The sequence below is a fragment of the Caballeronia sp. LZ016 genome (assembly GCF_031450805.1).
GTDB lineage: Bacteria > Pseudomonadota > Gammaproteobacteria > Burkholderiales > Burkholderiaceae > Caballeronia.
Genome location: NZ_JARTVY010000001.1, coordinates 1,209,549 through 1,228,559, shown reverse-complemented (window position 1 = coordinate 1,228,559; position 19,011 = coordinate 1,209,549). Strand labels below are relative to the sequence as shown.

The window sequence follows — 19,011 nt, the reverse complement described above, 5'->3', positions numbered from 1 at the left end:
GTCTTGCGACTACGAATTGGGCATCAGCAGCCACATCCGGCCGCCCTGCTTCATGCGTCCCGCGAGATCGCCGGCATCGTCGCCGAGGCCCCAGAAGTAATCGGCGCGCACGCCGCCCTTGATTGCGGTGCCGGTGTCCTGAGCGAAGACGAGCCGGTTCATCGGCTGGTTGCTGAGAGGGCGCGTCGTCTGGAGAAACACGGGCGTGCCGAGCGGAATCGCGGAAGGATCGACCGCGATCGAACGTTCGGGCGTCAGCGGCACCCCGAGCGCGCCGACCGGGCCGTCGCCGAGACTCGTCGTCAGCGCCGTGGTGGCGGGCATTTCGCGGAAGAACACGAAGCGCGGATTCACGTCGAGGAGCGCATCGACGCGCGCTGGATTGGCCTTCGCCCACGCCTTGATGCCTTGCATCGTCGCTTGCCCGGGCGTCAGTTCGCCACGATCGAGCAATTCCTTGCCGATCGACCGGTACGGTTGATTATTGGTCCCGCCGAAGCCCACGCGCATCACGCTGCCGTCTTCCATGACGACGCGTCCCGAGCCTTGCACTTGCAGGAAGAACGCTTCTATCGGATCGTCGACCCAGACCAGTTCGTTGCCGTTCAGCACGCCAGAGCGTTCGAGCTGAGCCCGGGCAGGCAGGGCCGTGCCGGCCTTATAGCGATACGGCCATCGATACAACGCATACTGATAGACACCGTGCCGCGTGCGTGAACCGCGCAACAGCGGTTCGTAGTAGCCGGTCACGAGGCCGTCGAGCGTGCCGTCGGTGTTGGCCAACTGGAACGGCGTGAAATACGTCTCGAAGAAGCTGCGCGCCTCCGACATGTCGAGGTCGTCCAGACGCTGTGCTGCCGCGCACGCCTTCTGCCAGTTGGCTTGACGCGCAAGCCGGCTGCAGTTCTGACGCAGCGCGGCGGTCGCGCCGATCAGCGAATCGTCGTTCCAGCCGGGAACCTGTTGCCAGCTCACAGCGGTCAGCCGCGACGAAGCGCGCTGCCCCGTCTGGATGGGCGTGCTGCCGGCCGTGCTCGGGCCCGGCTTCACATAACTCCCGCCGCCGCACGAGGCGAGCAGCACGGCCGCTGCGATCGATGCGGCCCACGCCGCTCCCCGTGCGGCGCTTCGCACGATACTGCGCATACAATGCTCGTTCTTGATGGGAACCGCCATGTCTGATCTGTTCGACGAATATCCAATGCTGATTTTTGCGCTCGAGGCGCTCGTGGCGCTTGCCTTGCTGATTTTCATCGTCGCGTGGACGGCATCGGGCAAGAAGAAACACCGGAACCGCGAGAACGACGCAGCCAGGCGCCGTTAATCTCAATGCAACGTACGCGGCATGTGCAGCGCAAATTCAGCAATCGGCGCCTCGAAGCGCTCGCCGTCTTCCGCGACGCAGAAGTATTCGCCGCGCATCGTGCCGACCGGCGTCGCGATAACCGCCCAGCTCGTATATTCGAACTGCTCGCCGGGCGGCAGGAGCGGCTGCTGCCCGATTACGCCGAGTCCCTTTACTTCCTGTACGTGGCTGTCACTGTCGGTAATGATCCAGTGCCGCGAAATGAGCTGAGCCGCGACCTCGCCGGTGTTGCGGATCGTCAGTGTGTAGGCGAAGGCATATTGGCGGCTGTCCGGATCGGACTGTTCGGGCAGGTATCGCGTCTCGACGGACACGCTGAATTCGTACTGGCTCATCGTTGTTCCAAGTCAATTCGTCGCTTCACTGCCGGCAGACAGCAAGCGAGTGTGCCGCTATTGGTCACGCATTCTGCTTGATGCAGCCCGTGCCCGCAACACGCAATCCTGCGCGCGGAGCGTAGCGAGTAGCGTTCGGTTGGCCATTCGGCCGAATTACGCCGGGAAAATCGCGGGTTAGAATCACGGCTTCGGACTCGGGGCCGCACGCTGACCGCGCTTCGCGCCTGCTGGCCTGCGAGCCACCAGGCTTTCACGTCCTCTGGCCTCTCTATCAGATACGCTCATGGCGCAATTTCACATCGCTCCCAGCATTCTTTCGGCGGATTTTTCCCGGCTCGGCGAGGAAGTCCGCAACGTCGTCGCCGCCGGAGCCGACTGGATTCACTTCGACGTAATGGACAACCACTACGTGCCGAATCTCACCATCGGCCCGATGGTCTGCGAGGCCATCCGCCCGCACGTGGATGTGCCTATCGACGTGCATCTGATGGTGCGCCCCGTCGATCGCATCGTGCCCGATTTCGCGAAAGCCGGCGCCAATGTGATCAGCTTTCATCCGGAAGGTTCGGATCACATCGACCGCACGCTGTCGCTGATCCGCGACCACGGCTGCAAGGCGGGCCTCGTGTTCAATCCCGCAACGCCGTTGAATTATCTCGATCACGTAATGGACCGGCTCGATCTCATTCTGATCATGTCGGTCAATCCGGGCTTCGGCGGGCAGTCGTTCATTCCCGAAGCGCTCCACAAGCTGCGCGAAGCGCGTGCGCGCATCGACGCTTACCGCGAGCGCACGGGCCGTCACATCCACCTCGAGATCGACGGCGGCGTGAAAGTGGACAACATCGCGGAAATCGCCGCGGCCGGCGCGGACACGTTCGTCGCGGGCTCGGCCATCTTCGGCAAGCCTGACTATAAGCAGGTGATCGACGCGATGCGTGTCGAACTGGCGAATTCGGGAGCGCAACAATGAGCGATACCCAGGCGGCGTTGCCCGCCTTTGCGAACCGGCCCATCCGCGCGGCCATCATCGACCTCGACGGCACCATGGTGGATACCGCCGACGACTTCGTCGCCGCCCTCAACGGCATGCTCGCGCACATCGACGTGGAACCGCTCGTTACGCGCGATGAAGTCGTCGGCTACATCGGCAAGGGCTCGGAGAATCTGATCCGCAGCGTGCTCGCCGCCCGTCTGCCGCACCCGCAGGCCACCGCCCGATTCGACGACGCGCTCGCCACCTATCAAAGCGAATACGCGAAGATCAACGGCAAGCATTCGACGCTCTTTCCCGACGTGAAGGAAGGTCTGGAAGCAATGCGCGAACTCGGCATCGCGCTCGCGTGCGTGACGAACAAGCCGCATCGCTTTGCGGTGGAACTGCTGTCGCACTTTGGCGTGGCGCAGTATTTCAAGGTGATTCTCGGTGGCGATTCGGTCGCGCTCAAGAAGCCCGATCCGTTGCCGATGCTCACCGCGTGCGAACGCCTCGACGTGCTGCCGCGCGACACCGTCGCGGTCGGCGATTCGGAGAACGATGCGCTCGCGGGCCGCGCCGCCGGCATGGCCACGCTTACCGTGCCCTATGGCTATAACCACGGGAAAGCAGTGCAATCGGTGAAATCCGATGGTATAGTTTCCACGCTGCGAACCGCAGCCATGGCGATCGCCGCGACACTGGCGCCGCCCGACACCACCCTGACTGAATAGTCCATCTTTCATGTTTCTCAACAGAAAACGGAGTCTGAGCAGCATCGACCGGGGAGCCTGGCCCTGGCGTCGCTGGTCGCGCTAACCTCGCCCGAGGTACGCTGAAGCCATGTCGCATCTGACTGCACTCGCTTCAGCATCCGTTTTTTGTTTCGCTGCGCAACCCCGCGCCGTTTCCGTTATTTGGTACATCGAGCCGTGCTTCGGCATGCGTTGCCGTGCGTCCTATGTGGCGCATGCCGCGCGCTGCCGCGAGGCGTTCGATCGCCGTCCGAACCGTATCCGTGCGGCTCGCACGCATCTGCCGACAACGCGAGAAACAAGCCGATCGCAGCGCCCCAATTCTTCCCGATGCCGCATCTCCAGATGAAAGCGCGCGTCGATCAAGGATCGCAACATGACCGAACTCGAATTCCAATCGCTGGCCAATGAAGGCTACAACCGCATTCCGCTGATCGCCGAAGCGCTCGCCGATCTCGAAACGCCGCTCTCGCTTTACCTCAAGCTCGCGCAACCTGAACGCAATGGCGCGAACTCGTTCCTGCTCGAATCGGTGGTCGGCGGCGAGCGTTTCGGGCGCTATTCGTTCATCGGCTTGCCGGCGCGCACGATGGTGCGTGTGCAGAACGGCGTGTCGCAAGTCGTCACCGATGGCGCCGTGACGGAAACCCACGAAGGCGATCCGCTCGCGTTCATCGAGCGATTCCAGAAGCGCTTCAAAGTGGCGCTGCGTCCGGGCTTGCCGCGTTTTTGCGGCGGTCTCGCCGGTTACTTCGGCTATGACGCAGTGCGTTACATCGAGAAAAAACTGGCGGACACGGCCCCGCGCGACGACCTCGGCCTGCCCGACATCCAGTTGCTGCTGACCGAGGAAGTCGCGGTCATCGACAACCTTGCGGGCAAGCTGTATCTGATCGTCTACGCCGATCCCACGAAGCCCGAAGCCTACGCGAAGGCGAAGCATCGTCTGCGCGAACTGCGCGGCCGGCTGCGCGCGACCGTGCAGCCGCCGGTGACCTCCGCGAGCGTGCGAACGGAGACCTATCGCGAGTTCGCGAAAGAGGATTATCTGAACGCCGTGCGACGCGCGAAGGAATATATCGCGGCGGGCGAACTGATGCAGGTGCAGGTCGGCCAGCGTCTCATCAAGCCGTTCCGCGACAATCCACTCTCGCTGTATCGCGCGCTGCGGTCGTTGAATCCGTCGCCGTACATGTACTACTACAACTTCGGCGGGGATGTGCACGTGGTCGGCGCGTCGCCCGAAATTCTCGTTCGGCAGGAGAAGCGCGCCGAGGATCGCATCGTGACGATTCGCCCGCTCGCCGGCACGCGTCCGCGCGGCAACACGCCCGAGCGCGACGCCGAGCTCGCCACCGAATTGCTGAACGATCCGAAGGAAATCGCCGAACACGTGATGCTGATCGACCTCGCGCGCAACGACGTGGGCCGCATCGCGCAGACGGGTTCGGTCGCGGTGACGGACAAGATGGTCATCGAAAAATACTCGCACGTTCAGCACATCGTGAGTTCTGTCGAAGGAAAGCTGAAGCCCGGCATGAACAACTTCGACGTGCTGCGCGCCACGTTCCCGGCCGGCACGCTGTCCGGTGCGCCGAAAGTGCGCGCGATGGAACTGATCGACGAACTGGAGCCCGTCAAGCGCGGACTGTATGGTGGCGCGGTCGGGTATCTGTCGTTCAGCGGCGAGATGGATCTGGCGATCGCGATCCGCACCGGCCTCATCAACAAGGGCAATCTGTATGTTCAGGCGGCGGCGGGCGTCGTGGCCGATTCGGTGCCCGAGTCCGAATGGCAAGAGACGGAAAACAAGGCACGCGCCGTGTTGCGCGCCGCCGAGCAAGTGCAAGACGGCCTCGACAGCGACTTCTGAGGAGACAAGACCATGCTGCTGATGATCGATAACTACGACTCGTTCACCTATAACCTGGTCCAGTACTTCGGCGAGCTCGGCGAGGACGTGCGCACCTATCGTAACGACGAAATCACGCTCGATGACATCGCGAAGCTGGAACCCGACCGCATTTGCCTGTCGCCGGGACCGAGCAATCCGCAGCACGCGGGCATCACGCTCGACGTGCTGCGCGAGTTCTCCGGCAAGCTGCCGATTCTCGGCGTGTGCCTCGGCCACCAGGCGATCGGCGAGGCGTTCGGCGGACGCGTCGTGCGCGCGCAGACCATCATGCACGGCAAGGTGAGCCAGATCGAAACCGACTGTAAGGGCGTGTTCTCCGATCTGCCCAAACACTTCAACGTCACGCGCTATCACTCGCTTGCAATTGAACGTGAGTCTCTGCCCGACTGTCTGGAAGTGTCAGCGTGGACACCGGACGGCGAGATCATGGGTGTACGGCACAGGGACCTGGAAGTGGAAGGCGTGCAGTTTCATCCGGAATCGATTCTCTCCGAGCACGGTCACGCCCTGCTCGAGAACTTCGTGAAAAACACTACCGCAGGCAAGGGCGCGAAACGATGACCATCACTGCACAGGAAGCGCTGCAACGCACGATCGAGCATCGCGAGATATTCCACGACGAGATGCTGCACCTGATGCGCACGATCATGCGCGGCGAGATGTCGCCCGTGATGGCCGCCGCGATCATCACCGGCTTGCGCGTGAAGAAGGAAACCATCGGTGAAATCGCGGCGGCGGCCACCGTCATGCGCGAGTTCGCCAATCACGTCGAAGTCGACGACAACTCCAATTTCGTCGATATCGTCGGCACCGGCGGCGATGGCTCGCATACCTTCAATATCAGCACTGCGTCGATGTTCGTCACGGCGGCCGCCGGCGCGAAGGTCGCCAAGCACGGCAACCGCGGCGTGTCGAGCAAGTCGGGCAGCGCGGACGTGCTCGAAACGCTCGGCGTCAATATCGATCTGACGCCTGAACAGGTGGCCGCATCGATTCACGAAACCGGCATGGGCTTCATGTTCGCGCCGAATCATCATCCAGCGATGAAAAACATCGCGCCGGTGCGACGCGAACTCGGCGTGCGGACCATCTTCAACATTCTCGGGCCGCTGACGAATCCGGCGGGCGCGCCGAATCAGCTGCAGGGCGTGTTCCACGAGGATCTCGTCGGCATCCAGGTCCGCGTGATGCAGCGGCTCGGCGCGAAACACGTGCTCGTCGTGTACGGCAAGGACGGCATGGACGAAGTGTCGCTGGGGGCCGCGACCAAGGTCGGCGAACTGAGGAACGGCGAAGTGACCGAGTACGAAATTCATCCCGAGGACTTCGGCTTGCAGATGGTGTCGAACCGCACGCTGAAGGTGCAGGACGCGCAGGAATCGAAGGCCATGCTGCTCGGCGCGCTGAACAACAAGGCGGGCGTCGCGCGTGAAATCGTTACGATGAACGCGGGCGCGGCGCTGTATGCCGCAGATGTCGTCGATTCGATCGCGGATGGCATGGCTGCGGCGCGCGAGGCTATCGCGAGCGGCGCGGCGCGCGAGAAGGTCGAGACGCTGGCCAAGTTCACGCAGCAGTTCAAAAGTTAAACGGAAGCCGACATGAGTGACATTCTGGATCGCATCATTGCGGTCAAGCGCGAGGAAATCCGCGCCGCCGAACAAAGCGCGCCGCTCGAAGAACTGAAGCTCGAAGCCAGCGCGCGGGACTTGCGCGATTTCGTCGGCGCCTTGCGCGCGAAGCACGCGGCGAATCAGGCTGCTGTCATTGCCGAGGTGAAGAAGGCGAGTCCGTCCAAGGGCGTGTTGCGCGAGCATTTCGTGCCGGCCGACATCGCCCGTTCGTATGAGCAAGGCGGCGCCGCGTGTCTGTCCGTGCTGACCGACGTGCAGTTCTTCAAGGGCAGCGTCGCGTATCTCGAAGAAGCGCGCGCCGCGTGCAGTCTGCCGGTGCTGCGCAAAGACTTCATCATCGATCCGTATCAGATCATCGAAGCGCGCGCGATGGGCGCCGACTGCATCCTGCTGATCGCCGCCGCGCTCGAACTGTCGCAGATGCAGGACCTCGAAGCGTATGCGCATTCGCTCGGGCTCGCGGTGCTCGTCGAAGTGCACGACGCCGACGAACTGCGCAATGCGCTGACGCTCAAGACGCCGCTGATCGGCATCAACAACCGCAATCTGCGCACGTTTCAGACGACGATCGACACGACCATCGGCATGCTCGAATCGGTGCCGGATGATCGTATCGTCGTGACGGAGTCGGGCATTCTGTCGCGCGTCGATGTCGAGCGGCTGCGCGCGATGCACGTGCATAGCTTCCTCGTGGGCGAAGCGTTCATGCGCGCCGACGATCCGGGCGCGGAACTCGCCCGCATGTTCTTCTGACGGGCACAATCGTGGGTATCGAACGAGAAATCAAGCTGGCGCTGCCGCCTTCGTCGCAAGACGATGTCGCACGTTTCTTCGACGAACGCACCGGCGCGGGAAAGCCGATGACGCTCGGCAATGTCTACTTCGACACGCCGTCGCTGACGCTCGCCAAGGCGAAGTCCGCGTTGCGCCTGCGCCGCACGCCGGAGCAATGGCTGCAGACCTACAAGACGCTCGGCGAAGCGAAGGCCGGATTGCATAGCCGGCACGAATGGGAATTGCCGGTCCTGGGCGAGGCGCTCGAAATCGATGCCCTTCTCGCCGCCTGCGACGACGACGCCGCCCGCGACGCATTGCAAGCCGCCGCGCCGGATCTCATCGCGCTGTTTCGGACCGATTTCACGCGCATCGTGTGGGATGTCGAGCGCGAAGGATCGCAGATCGAAGTCGCGCTCGATTCCGGCGCGATCACTGCGGAAGTCGATGGCGAGCCGCGCCGCGCGGAGATCAGCGAACTGGAGATCGAGCTGAAATCGGGCGACGCAAGCGCGCTCGAAACGCTTGCCGCCGAGTTGCGCGGCGCCTTTCCGGCGCTCGATCCCGAGGACGTCAGCAAGGCGCAGCGCGGGTATCGGCTGCGCGAGCGGCCAGAGACTCATATCAACGACGCCGAAGCATGAATCGTCAGCCGTCTCTTTTCGGGGAAGCCGAAGCCGCACCGGACGCATCCGACGCGTCGGGCTTTACTACGCTCGAAAGCCAGTTCGACGCCCTGCCCGCCGACTGGCGGCGTCATCTGAAGGCGTTCATCGACAGCCCGCGCTATGTGGCGCTATGCGAATTCGTCGATGCGGAGCGCGCCACGGGCAAGACGGTCTATCCCGCCGATGTTTTCCGCGCGCTGCGCCTGACGCGCCCCGAAGACGTCAAGGTGATCGTTCTCGGCCAGGACCCGTACCACGGCGAGGACAAGGGTGCGCCACAGGCGCACGGCCTTGCATTCTCGGTGCCCGCGCCGGTGCGCCCGCCGCCGTCGCTGCGCAACATCTTCAAGGAGATTCACGCGAGTCTCGGCTTTGCAGCGCCGTCGCACGGCTGTCTCGATGCGTGGGCGAAGCAAGGCGTGCTGTTGCTCAACACATCGCTGACCGTCGAGCGCGATAAAGCCGGCAGTCACGCGAAACGCGGATGGGAGCAATGCACCGACACGCTCATCCACGAGATGGCGCTTCGGCACGATGGCCTCGTCTTTATGCTGTGGGGCGCGCATGCCCAGGCGAAGCGCGGGTTGATCGAAGGGACGGGAAAGGCGCATTGCGTACTGGAAGCGCCGCATCCTTCGCCGCTGTCGGCGCATCGCGGATTTCTCGGATGCGGGCATTTCGTGCGCGCGAATGAGTATCTCGTGCAACAAGGGCGGGAGCCGATCGACTGGCGGCTGCCGGATTGAAGGAATCGACGCAAAAAAACCCGCTGCGGTCGCGAGACCCAGCGGGTTTTTTTTGGACGCGGCTGGAGGACAGCGCGCTCTTTCCGTTGAATCGCCCGCGGGCTTTTGGCACAGAATGAATCAACTGCGCTTAATTTCAATATAAGGATGACGAACTATCATGTGAGCTTCAACGCACGAGCAGTGTGCCGAACAGCACAGATTCGCTGCCGTTTGACATTCTCCACGGACTCTCTGCTGCGAGGTCACGTGCGGGCACTTCGAGGAGTTTCTGTGTCGTACTTGATTCTGACGAACCTTTGGCGAGTCAATCTGGCGTCTCTGAGCTGCTATGCTTTCCCGGCCGCCGCTGTTTTCTTCGTCTTGACCATAGCAATGGCGACATGGGCCGCGCGTTCACAAGACTCGACAATGCGAGCCATCGCCGTTGTGCCGGCCATCGCGTGTATCAGCGCCTTGATCGCGGGGATCTTCACCGCGCACCCGGGAACGTGATCGACGCAAAAAAGCCCGCTGCGGTCGCGAGACCCAGCGGGTTTTTTCATGCACCGGCGTATCGCCAGCTTACAGCGCCGCAATCGCCTCGCGTGCTTGCGCGAGCGCCGCACCGGCCGCATCCGCGCCCATGTTCAGGCCTTCCGCGTAGATGAAGTTCACATCGGTCATGCCGAGGAAGCCGAGGAACGACTGCAAATACGGCGTCTGCGAATCGTGCGGCGTGCCGACATACTTTCCGCCACGCGCCGACACCACGAACACCTTCTTGCCCGTCACCAATCCTTCGGGACCGTTCGCGGTGTAGCGGAACGTGATGCCCGCACGAGCGATCTGGTCGAAGTACGCCTTCAGTTGCGACGAAATGCCGAAGTTGTACAGCGGCGCCGCGATCACGACGATATCCGCCGCTTGCAGTTCCGCGATCAGCGCGTCGCTCTTCGCGACGATCGCCGCCTGTTCCGCGCTGCGCTGATCGGCGGGCGTGAAGAACGCGCCGAGCGTGGCATCGTCGAGGTGCGGGAGGTTGTCCGCAAGCAGATTGCGCACGGCAACCTTCGCGCCCGGATTGCTCTGTTGCAGCTTTGCGGTCAGTTCGTCGGCCAGCAGCGTCGATTGAGCGCCTTGCGAACGAGCAGCGGAGTTGATTTGCAGAATCGTCGTCATGATGTCTTCCTTCCTGTATGAATCCGGGCGCCGGAAGCGCCCGCGTTGGAAAGCATTCTCAGTTTTTCGACGTCCGCGAAAAAGCCGCGCGACCGTGAAGGATCGTTGCACCGGTAGAACAATCGCCCTCAGCCTCGCGTTCAACCTCTCAGCCAGCGCTCGCGCCATTGCTTCGACGGACCGCGTCCGTCCATCGCGGTCAGCACGTAACGCGATACTTCCGGCGCGTCGAGCCGCAACTCGGTGCGACGCAATTCATCGCGTCGGAACGCATGAATTTCGACTTTCGCGCCCGGCAGATATCGCGCCAGCAGCGCATCCAGATTCGATCCGGTGACGCGCAGGCCATCGATCGCCACGAGCACGTCGCCCGCCGACAGCCCCGCTTTCTGCGCCGCGCCCCCGTCGTGAACGACCGCCAGCGTGCAATCCGCGCCGCCTCGCACGCGCGCGCCGAGCGACGGCTTGCCGGCCGTGCCGTTGGTCGCCACGTCGGGCGCAAGTGCGATGCCGAACGGCTCCAGCAGCACGTCGAGCGGCAGATCGCGAGTGCCGCGCACGCCGTCGCGAAACAGCGTGCGCAAGTCCGCGCCGGTCGCTTCGGCGAAGAGCGCCTCGACGTCTCCCTCGCGGATGCCCCGCGCCTTGCCGTTATAGAAGTCGCGGCCGTAGCGCTGCCACAGCAGACGCATCACGTCGTCGAGCGACTTCCGATTGCCGGTTTGCGCGCGAATCGACAGATCGAATGCGAGCGCGATCAGTGAACCCTTCTGGTAATAGCTGACGATCGCGTTCGGCGCGTTTTCGTCGGCGCGGTAGTACTTCACCCAGGCATCGAACGAACTCTGCGCGACGGATTGCTTCAGCCGGCCGCTGCCGCGCAGCACGCCGCCGATAGTCTTGCCGAGCAGCGAGAAATAGTCGCTTGCGCTGATGAGTCCGCTGCGCACGAGCATGAGGTCGTCGTAATACGACGTGAAGCCTTCGAAGAGCCACAGCAGCGACGTGTAATTCTCCTGCGACAGATCGTACGGCGCGAACGCCGCCGGCTTGATGCGCTTCACGTTCCACGTATGGAAGTACTCGTGGCTGCACAAACCGAGATACGTGCGATAGCCGTCGCTCATTTCCGGTCGGCCCTGCACCGGCAGATCGCCGCGATTGCAGATCAGCGCCGTCGATGCGCGATGCTCGAGGCCGCCGTAGCCATCCGAGACGGCGACGGTCATGAACACGTAGCGGTCCATCGGCGCTTTCTTCGTGCGCGGTTCGAACAGCGCGATCTGTGCCTCGCATACGCGCTTCAGGTCGACGGCGAGCCGCTGCATGTCTAGCCCGACGACGCGTCCCGCAATCACGATGTCATGCTTCACGCCATGCGCCGTGAATCCGCCGAGCGCGAATTCGCCGAGCGTGACGGGATGATCGACGAGTTCGTCGTAGTTCGCCGCCTCGTAAGCGCCGAAGCCGTAACGCTTCGTTCCACGCGATTCGGCAAGCGCCGTCGCCACGCGCCAGTTGCGAAGTGCGCCGCCGGCGGGCGGTTGAATATCGACGATGCAAGGCGCAGTCGATTGCCCTTCCACCGCGAGGAACACGCTCGTGCCGTTGAAAAAGCCGACGGTGTCGTCCAGATGCGCGGCGCGCACCGACATGTCCCACGCGTAGACCTCGTAGCGCAGCGTGATCGGGCCATCGATCGGGGCGGCCTGCCATGCGTGCTTGTCGGTCTTTTCGATTGCGATTCGCCGCCCCGCCGCGTTGAACGCCTGGAGCGTCACGATGTTGCGCGCGAATTCGCGAATCATGTAGCTGCCGGGAATCCACACCGGCAGCATGAACCGCTGGCCGGCCGGGTCCGGCTCCGCAACGGTGAGGGTCACTTCGAAAACGTGGGCGGCCGGGTTCTTCGGCACGATGCTGTAGCGCACCGGTTGCAGCGGGGAATTCATCGCGTAGTCCTTGTTCTTTTTGGGGCTGCACGGCGCGCGTGCGCAATGGCAGGCCGAAAAACCAAAGGAGGCGCAGATGCGCCTCCTTCCCGTCGATCACACCGCCTTCAGCGTGCCGTCGACAATTCCTTCTCCAACCGGTCCGCAGGCACCGCGCCCGGCAAACGGCGGCCATCGGCGAGGAACACGGTCGGCGTGCCGGTGATGTTCATCGAACGGCCGAGCTTGAGGTTCTTGTCGATGGCTGTCGTGTCGCAGGCGGCGGCGCTCGTCGGCGCCTTGTGGTCGAGCATCCAGCCTTCCCAGCTCATCGCGCGATCCTTCGCGCACCAGATCGACTTGGACTTCGCCGTGGAGTCCGGCGACAGCACCGGATACAGGAACGTGTAGACAGTCACGTTATCGATCGACTTCAGCGTCGATTCGAGCTGCTTGCAGTATGGACAGTTCGGGTCGGAGAACACGGCGATCTTCCGGCTGCCGTTGCCCTTCACGACCTTCACCGCGTTCTCGAACGGCAGCTTCGCGAAATCGATCTTGTTGGTTTCCGCGAGCCGCGCTTCGGTCAGGTTCTTGCTGTTGCGCGTATCGACGAGATCGCCGAGCAGCACGTAGTTGCCGGCTGCATCGCTATAAATGATTTGGGAACCAAGGTTCACTTCGTAAAGGCCCAAAACGGGCGTTTTCTCGATGCTCTTGATGGTCGAATCGCCCATGCGCGATTCGAGCGTCGATTTGAGCTTGTCGGTGGTTTGATCGGCCTGAGCCGAATAGCCGAGGCCGAGCGTCACGGCCAGCGTCGTGACCGCGGCGAGACTCAGGCGAAGCGTGGTTTTCATGCCGTTTCCCGTGAACGCGGGGCGACGTGGTCGAGCGCCCCGCTGAATGTGAGTTGACCGCTCAGCCGAGCGCCGCCGAGACGAGCCAGCGCTTGGCGAGCGGCTGCGCCCCGACGAAAGCCATGCCCGTGTTGCGGATCGCGCGTGCGATCGTGCCCGGCGCGGAGAAGAGGCGCTGCATGCCGTCCGTGACGATCACCAGCTTCTGAATATCTTCGCGGCGCGCGCGTTCGTAGCGGCGCAGCAGGATCGAATCCCCGAGGTCGCGGAACGCTTCCTTGTTGGCGATGACATCCGCGAGCGCGGCGACATCGCGCAGACCCAGATTCATGCCCTGGCCGCACAGCGGATGAATGAGATGCGCGGCATCTCCGACGAGCGCGACACGCGGCGCGATCAGCCGGTCGACCGTCTGCAGGCCGAGCGGAAAGCCCCGCGCGGGCGTCACGCAATCGAGCGCGCCGAGCATGTGTTGCGATGCGTGTTCCACTTGCGCGGCGAGCTGCGCCGGATCGAGCGCGACGAGTTCGTCCGCATGCTCGGTGCGCGCCGACCAGACGAGCGACACGTAATCGCCCGGCAGCGGCAGCAACGCGATGATTTCCGTATCGCGGAACCATTGATACGCCGTTTCGCCGTGCGGCCGTTCCGCCTTGAAGTTCGCGACGACGCCCGTTTGCCGATAGTCGCGACGCTCCATCTTCGCGCCCATCTGCGCGCGCACCCAGGAATGCGCGCCGTCCGCGCCGACGATCAGATCGGTCTGCAGCGTTTCACCGCTCGACAGCGTGACGAACGCCGCGTCTTCTTCGACGGTCATGCCTTGCGCGCGTGCTTCGAACCACGAAAGGCTCGGCTGGAAGCGCAAAGCGGCGTCGAGCGCCTGTTCGATTAATGTCGATTCGGCGATCCACGCGAGCTGCGGCACCGACGCCTGAAAAGCGGAGAAGTGCAGTTCCGCGTGGGCGTCGCCGAACACGCGCATGTCGAAGACGGGGCCGAGGCGCGAGCGGTCGAGCGCCTGCCAGACGCGCAGCCGTTCGAGCAATTCCTGTGAACTGGACGACAGCGCGTAGATGCGCGAATCGAAGATGGCGCCGGGCGGCAAGCCTGCTGCCTGCGGCGCGAGCAACGCGGTGCGCAGGCCGGACTGGGCAAGCGCGAGTGCAGCCGTCTTGCCGACGAGCCCGCCGCCGACGACGACCGCGTGATAGGTCAAGGGATGCGAAGTCATGTGGGGCATTATAGCCGCGAGGGTTGCGCGGGTTTTGGCGCAGCTTTGACGCGGATCGCGCGGAAACCCCGATGCCGGGCGGCGGTACAATGTCGGTTTGCCCGGCTGCGGATGCGGCCCGGCGCTGGCGCGCATTTCTGGCCGCCTCGCGAGCATCGTTTGGCGAATGCGCGCGACGAAGCGCCGTCTCACCAGTTCGAAGGATTCCATGAGCCTCCAATGCGGCATCGTCGGCTTGCCTAACGTCGGCAAGTCCACACTTTTCAATGCACTGACCAAGGCGGGGATTGCCGCCGAGAACTATCCGTTCTGCACGATCGAGCCGAACGTCGGCGTCGTGGAAGTGCCGGACGCGCGTCTGACGGCGCTGGCGGAAATCGTGAAGCCGGAGCGCATCCTGCCGGCGGTCGTCGAGTTCGTCGATATCGCGGGCCTGGTCGCCGGTGCGAGCAAGGGCGAAGGCCTCGGCAATCAGTTTCTCGCGAACATCCGCGAGACGGATGCCATTACGCACGTCGTGCGCTGCTTCGAAGACGAGAACGTGATTCACGTTGCGGGCAAGATCGATCCGATCGCGGATATCGAAGTCATCAACACCGAACTGGCGCTCGCCGATCTGGCGACGGTCGAGAAGGCGCTCACGCGTTATTCCAAGGCGGCGAAGTCGGGCAACGATAAAGAAGCGGCGAAGCTCGTCGCGGTGCTCGAGAAAGTGCGCGCGCAGCTCGATCAGGCGAAGCCGGTGCGTGGCCTGAATCTGAACGAAGATGAACAGGCGCTTATCAAGCCGTTCTGCCTGATCACCGCGAAGCCGACGATGTATGTCGCGAACGTCAAGGACGATGGCTTCGAGAACAATCCGTATCTCGACGTCGTGCGCAAGCATGCGGAAACAGAAAATGCGCCGGTGGTGGCGGTGTGCGCGGCGATCGAAGCGGAAATCGCCGATCTCGACGACGCCGACAAGCAGGACTTCCTCGCTGACATGGGCATGGACGAGCCGGGGCTGAATCGCGTGATTCGCGCGGGTTTCAAGCTGCTGGGATTGCAGACGTATTTCACGGCGGGCGTGAAGGAAGTGCGCGCGTGGACCATCCATATCGGCGATACGGCGCCGCAGGCGGCGGGCGCGATCCATACGGACTTCGAACGCGGCTTCATTCGCGCACAGACGATTTCGTTCGATGATTATGTCGCGTACAAGGGCGAACAAGGCGCGAAGGAAGCCGGGAAGATGCGGGCGGAAGGGAAGGAGTATGTCGTGCAGGATGGGGATATGATGAATTTTCTGTTTAACGTGTGAGCGTCAAGAACGGTCAACGCAGCTTGCCTCGCCGAGCGGAGTCCGCGATAAAGGGACTCCGCTTTTTCGTTGTGAGGCTGACATGCAAAGGTGTCCATCGATTCGATACGTCTACTTTCTCGACCGCTGCCTTGTGTCGCTTATAAAGGACGGCAACAACGGCATTGTTCAGACAGAGAAGAAAAAAATCGAGCACCTCGGAAAGACCCGCAAGTTGGATCGTCCGGGCAATCTCATAAGCCCGTTACTCTCAATTATCGAAGGACAGTTGGGCGAGCCTGAATCGGTTACAGAGAAGCAAGTAACGCAGAAAAAGGAATACCAAGCTATTCGCCTATTCTTTCGCTTGGCCGTCACTGACTCCGACCACCTTGACGTGGCATCACAAGAGCTAGCAGAGGCCTTTGCTGGAAACATTAATTTTAGAAGCGAAGCTCGATCCAGCTTCTTGCAGTGCGTAGCGCCAATGATCGCCACGGGCGTTGAAAAGCGTGGTAGAAACAAAATAGAAAACCGGATCATCCAATCCGCACATGAATGCAGTTTGCCCACTAGCGATCCGCTCGTCGTCTTGGCTCTCGCATGCTTGTACGGCAGTGCTCATGCCCGTCGCGTATTGAAGCCGCACAGTCCACGCATCTTCAACGTACTTAGCGACATACACGTTATTCCGCGGATGCTTTTAGTCGTTGCCGCCGTGCGCCGCCATGCGCCACTGATTCGCGTTCGTTTCGCGACGAAAGACGAAGGCTTAAAATATGTGTTGCAACGAATTTACTATCGTTCTCCCCAATTGACTGCGGACAGAGAGATTTCGTGCGGAATGCACTACTCGCCCTCGCTGTTTCCTGACTTAACGCAGGATGCGTTCTGCACGCTGATGGAAAAGACCATGGCCGCGACGAATCATTCCAGGCAGCCATCCGCGACGCAGCCTTTGACAACAGCCCTCCATTGAGCGCTTCACGCTGTTAGGAGCAACGAAGCGTCATGTAGCAAACCGACGAATCGATAGAAGCGTCAAGAGTCGTCACAACACCTTGCTTCTAGAAGCGGAGCGCCTGAAAAATGGCACTCCGCTTTTTTCATGAGCGGCGCATGGCGAACGATCGCCGATAAGAACAATGAGAGGCCAAAACAAAATGAAGAGACATAGAAGCATCCGCACGTTCCTGCTAGGTTGCGCGCTCGCGCTGGCAACCGGCGTCTTACCCCACGTTCCAGCCCACGCCTACTACAACGGCACGTACCAGCAGCAACCGAACGAATCCGACCTCGACAACCACGGCCACTACAAGAACCGCGACGGCAACATCATCCACTCCCCCGCCCGCTCGCGCTCCGGCGTCGTCCCCGAAGGCGCGAGCGCCCAGTGTCGCGACGGGACCTACAGCTTCAGCCGCCATCACAGCGGCACATGCTCGCGGCACGGCGGCGTCGCGCGGTGGCAATATGGCGGGCGATACGGCTGGCAATAACCCGACTCAAGCCCGAAGTACAATGACACACGACCCCGCCGCGCCCCGTTCAGCGAAGCGGGCACGCGCACCATCCCGCGCGAACGAATCCATCGAACGCCGGTTCACGCGCCGCCCGCGCACGGCGTTCGCATCTTCAAACGATCACAGACAATCCACATGGCCCAATACGTCTTCACCATGAACCGCGTCGGCAAGATCGTCCCGCCGAAGCGTCAGATCCTGAAAGACATCTCGCTCTCGTTCTTCCCCGGCGCGAAAATCGGCCTGCTCGGGCTGAACGGTTCCGGCAAGTCGACGCTCATCCGCATCATGGCCGGCGTCGATAAGGACATCGAAGGCGAAGCCCAGCCGATGCCGAACCTCAACATCGGCTACCTGCCGCAGGAGCCGCAGCTCGACCCGCAGCAGACCGTGCGTCAGGCCGTCGAGGAAGGTCTCGGCGATGTCTTCCAGGCTCAAAAGAAACTCGACGAAATCTACGCCGCCTACGCCGAACCCGACGCCGACTTCGACAAGCTCGCCGCCGAACAGGCGAAATACGAAGCCATCCTCGCCACGAGCGACGGCGGCAGCCCCGAGCAACAACTCGAAGTCGCCGCCGACGCGCTGCGCCTGCCCGCCTGGGACGCGAAGATCGAACATCTTTCGGGCGGCGAAAAACGCCGCGTCGCGCTCTGCAAGCTGCTGCTGCAAAAGCCCGACATGCTGCTGCTCGACGAACCGACCAACCACCTCGACGCCGAATCCGTCGAATGGCTCGAGCAGTTCCTCACACGCTACCCCGGCACCGTCGTCGCAGTCACGCACGATCGCTACTTCCTCGACAACGCCGCGGAATGGATTCTGGAACTCGACCGCGGCCACGGCATCCCGTGGAAGGGCAATTATTCGAGCTGGCTCGACCAGAAGGAAGACCGCCTGAAGCAGGAAGAGGCGAGCGAATCCGCGCGTCAAAAGGCCATCAAGAAAGAACTCGAATGGGTGCGCCAGAATCCGAAGGGACGTCAGGCGAAATCGAAGGCGCGTATCGCACGCTTCGAGGAACTGAACAGCCAGGAATATCAGAAGCGCAACGAAACGCAGGAAATCTTCATTCCTGTCGGCGATCGGCTCGGCAACGAAGTCATCGAGTTCAAGAACGTCAGCAAGGCGTATGGCGATCGGCTGCTGATCGACAACCTCAGCATGAAGATTCCGGCCGGCGCGATCGTCGGCATCATCGGGCCGAACGGCGCGGGCAAGTCCACCTTGTTCCGCATGCTGACCGGCAAGGAGCAGCCGGATTCGGGCGAAATCATCAAGGGACCGACCGTCAAGCTCGCCTATGTCGATCAAAGCCGCGACGCGCTCGCAGCCGACAAGACCGTCTTCGAGGAAATCTCCGGCGGCGCCGACGTGCTCACCGTCGGCAAGTACGAAACGCCGTCGCGCGCCTACATCGGCCGCTTCAATTTCAAAGGCAGCGACCAGCAAAAGCTCGTCGGCAACCTGTCGGGCGGTGAGCGCGGACGTCTGCATCTCGCGAAGACACTGATCGCGGGCGGCAACGTGCTGCTGCTCGACGAACCGTCGAACGACCTCGACGTCGAAACGCTGCGCGCGCTCGAAGACGCGCTGCTCGAATTCGCCGGCTCGGTCATGGTGATTTCGCACGACCGCTGGTTCCTCGACCGGATCGCCACGCACATTCTCGCGTTCGAAGGCGAATCGCACGTCGAGTTCTTCGACGGCAACTACCAGGAGTACGAGGCCGACAAGCGCAAGCGCCTCGGCGAAGAAGGCGCGAAACCCAAGCGCCTGCGCTACAAGCCGATCACGCGCTGACCGGCGCCGGAGTGCGCTCAATGCGGGCGCGCGCACGGACATCAA

General features: G+C 62.5%; 19 protein-coding genes. 12 read left to right on the top strand and 7 right to left on the bottom strand.

Translation table 11 applies throughout. The features are described from left to right. Positions 1–9: 9 nt before the first annotated feature. Both P9220_RS05925 and apaG read right to left on the bottom strand, forming a co-directional pair. On the bottom strand, positions 10–1,254 hold the full coding sequence (locus P9220_RS05925; RefSeq protein ID WP_309763991.1) for an MltA domain-containing protein: 1,245 nt from the start codon (positions 1,252–1,254) through the stop codon (positions 10–12). 72 nt (positions 1,255–1,326) lie between these two features. Continuing rightward, on the bottom strand, positions 1,327–1,701 hold the full coding sequence (apaG, locus tag P9220_RS05920) for a Co2+/Mg2+ efflux protein ApaG (RefSeq protein ID WP_309763990.1): 375 nt from the start codon (positions 1,699–1,701) through the stop codon (positions 1,327–1,329). A gap of 286 nt (positions 1,702–1,987) precedes the next feature. On the opposite strand from apaG, the gene rpe reads away from it, so the two are divergent. The 8 genes from rpe to P9220_RS05880 all read left to right on the top strand — a co-directional run bounded on the left by rpe (position 1,988) and on the right by P9220_RS05880 (position 9,172). After that, positions 1,988–2,677 carry a ribulose-phosphate 3-epimerase gene (gene rpe, locus P9220_RS05915; protein ID WP_244793950.1) on the top strand — a complete coding sequence of 230 codons (690 nt, stop codon included), beginning with the start codon at positions 1,988–1,990 and terminating at the stop codon, positions 2,675–2,677. Beyond that, the gene (gene gph / locus P9220_RS05910; RefSeq protein WP_309763989.1) at positions 2,674–3,414 is read left to right on the top strand and encodes a phosphoglycolate phosphatase; all 741 of its coding nucleotides are present in this window, start codon (positions 2,674–2,676) and stop codon (positions 3,412–3,414) included. The genes rpe and gph overlap by 4 nt, the downstream gene beginning before the upstream one ends. Before the next feature lie 397 nt (positions 3,415–3,811). Then, entirely contained in the window at positions 3,812–5,308 is a 1,497-nt protein-coding gene (trpE, locus tag P9220_RS05905; protein ID WP_309763988.1) for an anthranilate synthase component I, read from the top strand. Between the two features lie 12 nt (positions 5,309–5,320). Continuing rightward, entirely contained in the window at positions 5,321–5,911 is a 591-nt protein-coding gene (locus tag P9220_RS05900; protein ID WP_309763987.1) for an aminodeoxychorismate/anthranilate synthase component II, read from the top strand. Next, on the top strand, positions 5,908–6,939 hold the full coding sequence (gene trpD / locus P9220_RS05895; protein WP_309763986.1) for an anthranilate phosphoribosyltransferase: 1,032 nt from the start codon (positions 5,908–5,910) through the stop codon (positions 6,937–6,939). Before P9220_RS05900 ends, trpD begins: the two co-directional genes overlap by 4 nt. 12 nt (positions 6,940–6,951) lie before the next feature. Next, complete coding sequence (gene trpC / locus P9220_RS05890) at positions 6,952–7,737, top strand: indole-3-glycerol phosphate synthase TrpC (RefSeq protein WP_309763985.1); 786 nt, start codon at positions 6,952–6,954, stop codon at positions 7,735–7,737. Positions 7,738–7,748: 11 nt separating this feature from the next. Then, positions 7,749–8,402 carry a CYTH domain-containing protein gene (locus tag P9220_RS05885; protein ID WP_309763984.1) on the top strand — a complete coding sequence of 218 codons (654 nt, stop codon included), beginning with the start codon at positions 7,749–7,751 and terminating at the stop codon, positions 8,400–8,402. Next, positions 8,399–9,172 carry a uracil-DNA glycosylase gene (locus P9220_RS05880; protein ID WP_309763983.1) on the top strand — a complete coding sequence of 258 codons (774 nt, stop codon included), beginning with the start codon at positions 8,399–8,401 and terminating at the stop codon, positions 9,170–9,172. Before P9220_RS05885 ends, P9220_RS05880 begins: the two co-directional genes overlap by 4 nt. A 329-nt stretch (positions 9,173–9,501) precedes the next feature. Here P9220_RS05880 and P9220_RS05875 read toward each other — a convergent pair whose 3' ends face one another. The 5 genes from P9220_RS05875 to P9220_RS05855 all read right to left on the bottom strand — a co-directional run bounded on the left by P9220_RS05875 (position 9,502) and on the right by P9220_RS05855 (position 14,367). Then, on the bottom strand, positions 9,502–9,717 hold the full coding sequence (locus P9220_RS05875; protein ID WP_309763982.1) for a hypothetical protein: 216 nt from the start codon (positions 9,715–9,717) through the stop codon (positions 9,502–9,504). A gap of 19 nt (positions 9,718–9,736) precedes the next feature. Next, positions 9,737–10,333 (bottom strand): NAD(P)H-dependent oxidoreductase, encoded by a 597-nt coding sequence (locus tag P9220_RS05870; RefSeq protein WP_309763981.1) that lies wholly within the window; start codon positions 10,331–10,333, stop codon positions 9,737–9,739. Between the two features lie 140 nt (positions 10,334–10,473). Continuing rightward, complete coding sequence (locus P9220_RS05865) at positions 10,474–12,273, bottom strand: PDZ domain-containing protein (RefSeq protein WP_309765398.1); 1,800 nt, start codon at positions 12,271–12,273, stop codon at positions 10,474–10,476. A 119-nt stretch (positions 12,274–12,392) separates the two neighbouring features. Beyond that, a complete protein-coding gene (locus tag P9220_RS05860) occupies positions 12,393–13,124 on the bottom strand; it encodes a DsbC family protein (RefSeq protein WP_309763980.1) in 732 nt (243 codons plus the stop codon). A 61-nt stretch (positions 13,125–13,185) separates the two neighbouring features. Continuing rightward, positions 13,186–14,367: a UbiH/UbiF family hydroxylase gene (locus P9220_RS05855; protein WP_404980365.1), complete on the bottom strand. Its 1,182-nt coding sequence runs from the start codon at positions 14,365–14,367 to the stop codon at positions 13,186–13,188. Between the two features lie 199 nt (positions 14,368–14,566). On the opposite strand from P9220_RS05855, the gene ychF reads away from it, so the two are divergent. From ychF to ettA, 4 genes are all read left to right on the top strand, one after another. Beyond that, on the top strand, positions 14,567–15,661 hold the full coding sequence (gene ychF, locus P9220_RS05850) for a redox-regulated ATPase YchF (protein WP_309763978.1): 1,095 nt from the start codon (positions 14,567–14,569) through the stop codon (positions 15,659–15,661). Positions 15,662–15,794: 133 nt separating this feature from the next. Then, positions 15,795–16,619: a hypothetical protein gene (locus tag P9220_RS05845; protein WP_309763977.1), complete on the top strand. Its 825-nt coding sequence runs from the start codon at positions 15,795–15,797 to the stop codon at positions 16,617–16,619. A 184-nt stretch (positions 16,620–16,803) separates the two neighbouring features. Next, a complete protein-coding gene (locus P9220_RS05840; RefSeq protein WP_309763976.1) occupies positions 16,804–17,139 on the top strand; it encodes a DUF3761 domain-containing protein in 336 nt (111 codons plus the stop codon). A 159-nt stretch (positions 17,140–17,298) separates the two neighbouring features. Continuing rightward, positions 17,299–18,966, top strand: coding sequence for an energy-dependent translational throttle protein EttA (ettA, locus tag P9220_RS05835; RefSeq protein ID WP_309763975.1), 1,668 nt, complete (start codon positions 17,299–17,301; stop codon positions 18,964–18,966). The last annotated feature ends 45 nt before the right edge of the window (positions 18,967–19,011 follow it).